Here is a 4,901-nt window from a genome sequence, read left to right as displayed (position 1 = left end):
GCTCGCCGCCGGGCTGCCCGCCGGGGAGGCCGCCGCCGCCGCGGCCTTCGTGCACACCCGCGCGGCCAACCTGTCGGCCGCCGATCCCGGACCGCGCCCGGTCCCCACGTCGTCGTCACGCATCCTCGCCCACATCCGAACCGCACTCGCCCGTCTCTAGTCGCCGTCACGAAAGGACTCGTCATGTCCCGCAAGCGTTCCCACGCCCCGCATATCGCCCCTGCGTACACCGGGCGGCTGGGCACGGCGCCGGTTCCGTCTTTGCGGATGCCCGACGAAGCGATGGATCCGGATGCCGCCTACCGGTACATCCACGACGAGCTGATGCTGGACGGCAGTTCCCGGCTCAACCTTGCGACCTTCGTCACCACCTGGATGGATCCACAGGCGGAGACGCTGATGGCTGAGACGTTCGACAAGAACATGATCGACAAGGACGAATATCCGGCCACTGCCGCGATCGAAGCGCGGTGCGTGTCGATGGTCGCCGACCTGTTCCACGCCGAGGGGCTGCGTGACGACGACCCGGCTAGCGCCACCGGGGTCTCCACGATCGGGTCCAGCGAGGCCGTGATGCTGGCGGGTCTTGCGCTCAGCTGGCGGTGGCGCGAACGGGTCGGCGACGGCTGGCGGCAGCGCAGGCCGAATCTGGTGATGGGCTCCAACGTGCAGGTGGTGTGGGAGAAGTTCTGCCGCTACTTCGACGTCGAACCGCGGTATCTGCCAATGGAGGAGGGCCGCTATGTCATCACGACCGAACAGGTGCTGGAGAACATCGACGAGGACACCATCGGGGTCGTCGCGATCCTGGGCACCACTTTCACCGGCGAGCTCGAACCGATCGCCGAGATCTGCGCCGCGCTGGACAAGCTGGCCGCCGACGGCGGGCTCGACGTGCCGGTGCACGTCGACGCGGCCAGCGGCGGCTTCGTCGTGCCCTTCCTGCATCCCGATCTGATCTGGGACTTCCGGTTACCCCGGGTGGTGTCGATCAACGTCAGCGGGCACAAGTACGGCCTGACCTATCCCGGCATCGGCTTCGTGGTGTGGCGCAGCAGCGAACACCTGCCCGAAGACCTGGTCTTCCGGGTCAACTACCTCGGCGGCGATATGCCGACGTTCACGCTGAACTTCTCCCGGCCCGGCAATCAGGTGGTCGGCCAGTACTACAACTTCCTGCGGCTCGGGCGGGCCGGCTATTCGCAGGTGATGCGGTGCCTGTCGCAGACCGCGCGATGGCTGGGCGATCAGCTGCGGGAGAGCCAGCATTTCGAGGTGATCTCCGACGGGTCGGCGATCCCGGTGATCAGCTTCCGGCTGGCCGGCGATCCGGGCTACACCGAGTTCGACGTCTCGCACACGCTGCGGGCCTACGGCTGGCAGGTGCCGGCCTACACCATGCCGGAGAACGCCACCGATGTCGCGGTGCTGCGGGTGGTCGTGCGGGAAGGCTTCTCGGCCGATCTGGCGCGCGTTCTGCGCGACGACACCGTCGCGGCGCTGGCCCACCTGGACACCCTCAAACCGGGTGGGCATTTCGACGAGCTGCAACCGTTCGCGCACTGACTTCAAGCCCACTCCCACCGTTCTGGGACAATCGGCGGTGGTGACATGACCATGCAGACAACCGAGCTGACGACCTCACTGACGCCGAGCGCAAACGCCGAGGCGGTGGTGGATCTCGCCGCGATCGAGCACAACGTGCGGGTACTGCGCGAGCACGCCGGCTCGGCGCAGGTGATGGCGGTCGTCAAGGCCGACGGCTACGGCCACGGCGCCACCCCGGTCTCCCGGGCCGCACTGGCGGCGGGCGCGACCGAGATCGGCGTCGCCACCATCGAGGAGGCGCTGGCGCTACGCCGCGACGGCATCACTGCCCCGGTGCTGTCCTGGCTGCACCCGCCGGGCACCGACTTCGCTCCCGCGCTGCAGGCCGAAGTCGAGATCGCACTGTCGTCGCCGCGTCAGCTGCGCGAGCTGTTGGCCGCGGTCAAGCTCACCGGCCGCGCCGCCACCGTCACGGTCAAGGTGGACACCGGGCTGAATCGCAATGGGGTCGGTGCTGCCGAGTACCCCTCGATGCTCACCGCGTTACGCCGGGCAGCGGCCGACGAGGCGATCCGGTTGCGCGGCATCATGTCGCATCTGGTGTACGGCGACGACCCCGACCATCCCGTCAACGACCTGCAGGCACAGCGCTTGCGCGAGATGCACAAGCAGGCCCGCAATCAGGGCGTGCACTTCGAAGTCGCGCACCTGTCCAACTCGCCTTCCGTCATGACCCGTCCCGACCTCGCTTATGACATGGTCCGGCCGGGCATCGCGGTCTACGGGCTGAGCCCCATCCCTGAGCGCGGTGATATGGGGCTGCGGCCGGCGATGACGCTGAAATGCCCTGTGGCACTGGTCAGATCGGTGCGCGCCGGCGACGGCGTGTCCTACGGGCACACCTGGATCGCCGACCGCAACACCACGCTGGCACTGATGCCGATCGGCTACGCCGACGGGGTGTACCGAACGCTGAGCGGACGGATGAACGTGCTGATCAACGGCAGGCTGCGGCCCAACGTCGGCCGCATCTGCATGGACCAGTTCGTGGTCGACCTCGGCCCCGACGGGCGCGATGTCGCCGAAGGCGACGAAGCCATCCTGTTCGGGCCCGGCACCGACGGAGAACCCACCGCGCAGGACTGGGCCGATCTGCTCGGCACCATTCATTACGAGGTCGTCACCAGTCCTCGAGGCAGGGTCATCAGGACCTACCGCGGCGCTTCAGCGACAGGCAGCGCCGTTGAGCGGTAACGACGCCAAGCGGTCGCGCCGGAAGTCGAATGCCGGCTGGCTGGCCGGAGTCGCGGGCCTGGCGGCGGTCGGCACGGTCGCGGGGGTGTCCGTTGCGCGGTCGATGGCCCGGCGCACCACATCCGACGATCCTTACGCGGGCGAGGATTTCGAGCTGCTCGACGCCGACCGCGGCTCGGTGGTCACTACCCCGGACGGCGTGGACCTGGCGGTGCGTGAATCCGGGCCGGAGAACGCGCCGGTGACGGTGGTATTCGCGCACGGGTTCTGCCTGCGGATGGGCGCGTTCTACTTTCAGCGGGCGCGGCTGGCCGACGAGTGGGGCCCGCAGGTGCGGATGGTGTTCTACGACCAGCGCGGCCACGGGCAATCCGCGGAGGCGCCGCCGGAGACCTACACCGTCGACCAGCTGGGCAAGGACCTGGAAACCGTGTTGGCCGTGACGGCACCGAAGGGGCCGGTGGTGCTGGTCGGGCATTCGATGGGCGGCATGACCGTGCTGTCACACGCCCGGCAATACCCGAAGCGCTATCCCACCCGCATCGTCGGCGCTGTGCTGATTTCCTCTGCCGCCGAGGGTATTTCGCGCTCCCCACTTGGGGAGATCCTGAAGAACCCCGCATTGGAGGCCGCTCGCTTCGCGGTCCGGTACGCCCCGAAGACCGTGCACCGCGCCCGCGGGACCGCCAAGTCGGTAATCGCCCCGATCCTGCGGGCGGCGACCTACGGCGACGAGAAGATCAGCCCGAGCGTGGTGGCGTTCTCCGAGAAGATGATGCACGGCACCCCGATCGCCACCCTGGTGGAGTTCCTGCACGCGCTGGAGGTGCACGAGGAGACCGCGGGTCTGCGCACGCTGGCCAAGGTGCCGACCCTGATCTCCTGCGGTGATCGCGATCTGCTGACGCCGGTGGATCGGTCGGAGGCGATGGCGGCCGCGCTGCCCAAGTCCGAGCTGGTGATCGTCGGCGGCGCAGGGCATCTCGTGCAGCTGGAGCAGCCGGAGGCGATCGATGACGCGCTGGTCCGCCTCGTCGAGCGCGCCACGCCGTCGAAACTGGTGGCGATGACGCGACGGCTGCGCGAACGGACCCGGCCGCATGGCTGAACCGTCGGCGGGCACCGCGGAGTTGCCCACCGCCGAAGACACCATGGCGCTGGGCGCCAAGCTGGGTGGACAACTGCGTGCCGGAGACGTGGTGGTGCTGTCCGGACCGTTGGGTGCGGGAAAGACGGTGTTGGCGAAGGGCATCGCCGAGGCGATGGATGTCGACGGGCCGGTGATCTCGCCGACGTTCGTGCTGGCCCGGGTTCATCCCGCGCGGCGGCCCGGATCGCCGGCCATGGTGCACGTCGACATGTACCGGTTACTCGATCATTCCGGCGTCGACCTACTCGGGGAACTGGATTCGCTTGACCTCGACACCGATCTGGACGACGCCGTCGTCGTGGTGGAGTGGGGCGAGGGGTTGGTCGAGCGGCTGTCGGACCGCCACCTCGATATCCGGCTCGAACGCGGAGCGGATACCGACGTGCGAACGGCGATTTGGCGGTGGAGCCCGTCATGACCGATGTCATCCTGGCGATCGACACCGCGACGCCCGCGGTCACGGCCGGCATCGTGCGACGCGACGGCGACCGCATCGACGTGCTCGCCGAACGCGTCACCCTCGATGCCCGCGCGCACGCCGAACAGCTGACCCCCAACGTGCTGGCCGCCCTCGCGGACGCCGGGCTCACGGTGACCGACCTGACCGCCGTCGTGGCGGGCTGCGGCCCAGGGCCTTTCACCGGACTACGGGTCGGCATGGCCACCGCCGCCGCCTACGGGCAGGCGCTCGGCATCGGTGTGCACGGTGTGTGCAGCCTGGACGCCATCGGCATCGACACCGCCGGTGAGGTGCTGGTCGTCACCGACGCCCGCCGCCGCGAGGTGTACTGGGCGCGCTACCTCGACGGCGTCCGCATCGAGGGGCCCGCGGTCACCGCGCCCGCCGACGTGCCGGCCACGGCCGGCGCTGTCGCCGGTGCGCCCGACCACGTCGCGCTCTTCGACCTGCCCCGACAGCCCGCGGTCTACCCGACGGCCTCTGGACTGG

At 69.2% G+C, this 4,901-nt stretch carries 5 protein-coding genes and 1 pseudogene; all 6 read left to right on the top strand.

Annotated elements, in window-relative coordinates; translation table 11 throughout:
* A pseudogene (locus ACRDU5_RS09595) lies at positions 1 to 160 on the top strand (bifunctional ADP-dependent NAD(P)H-hydrate dehydratase/NAD(P)H-hydrate epimerase); the annotation flags it as partial.
* Between the two features lie 23 nt (positions 161 to 183).
* Complete coding sequence (gene gad, locus ACRDU5_RS09590; protein ID WP_526614249.1) at positions 184 to 1,566, top strand: glutamate decarboxylase; 1,383 nt, start codon at positions 184 to 186, stop codon at positions 1,564 to 1,566.
* A gap of 51 nt (positions 1,567 to 1,617) precedes the next feature.
* Positions 1,618 to 2,802: an alanine racemase gene (gene alr / locus ACRDU5_RS09585; RefSeq protein WP_526614250.1), complete on the top strand. Its 1,185-nt coding sequence runs from the start codon at positions 1,618 to 1,620 to the stop codon at positions 2,800 to 2,802.
* Positions 2,792 to 3,910, top strand: coding sequence for an alpha/beta fold hydrolase (locus tag ACRDU5_RS09580; protein ID WP_526614248.1), 1,119 nt, complete (start codon positions 2,792 to 2,794; stop codon positions 3,908 to 3,910). The genes alr and ACRDU5_RS09580 overlap by 11 nt, the downstream gene beginning before the upstream one ends.
* Complete coding sequence (tsaE, locus tag ACRDU5_RS09575) at positions 3,903 to 4,370, top strand: tRNA (adenosine(37)-N6)-threonylcarbamoyltransferase complex ATPase subunit type 1 TsaE (RefSeq protein ID WP_526614247.1); 468 nt, start codon at positions 3,903 to 3,905, stop codon at positions 4,368 to 4,370. Before ACRDU5_RS09580 ends, tsaE begins: the two co-directional genes overlap by 8 nt.
* Positions 4,367 to 4,901: tRNA (adenosine(37)-N6)-threonylcarbamoyltransferase complex dimerization subunit type 1 TsaB (gene tsaB / locus ACRDU5_RS09570; RefSeq protein WP_526614246.1), on the top strand; the 535-nt coding region annotated here is incomplete at its 3' end. The genes tsaE and tsaB, both read left to right, overlap by 4 nt.

The organism is Mycobacterium sp. (assembly GCF_050701515.1).
Taxonomy (GTDB): Bacteria; Actinomycetota; Actinomycetes; order Mycobacteriales; family Mycobacteriaceae; genus Mycobacterium.
The sequence above is the reverse complement of the archived record's forward strand: the minus strand, read 5'-3'. Positions and strand labels throughout refer to the sequence as shown.

Excerpts from the sequence above, each read along its gene's own strand:
- alr (WP_526614250.1), top strand. The coding sequence starts at position 1,618 with ATGCAGACAACCGAGCTGACGACCTCACTGACGCCGAGCGCAAACGCC.
- gad (WP_526614249.1), top strand. The coding sequence starts at position 184 with ATGTCCCGCAAGCGTTCCCACGCCCCGCATATCGCCCCTGCGTACACC.
- tsaE (WP_526614247.1), top strand. The coding sequence starts at position 3,903 with ATGGCTGAACCGTCGGCGGGCACCGCGGAGTTGCCCACCGCCGAAGAC.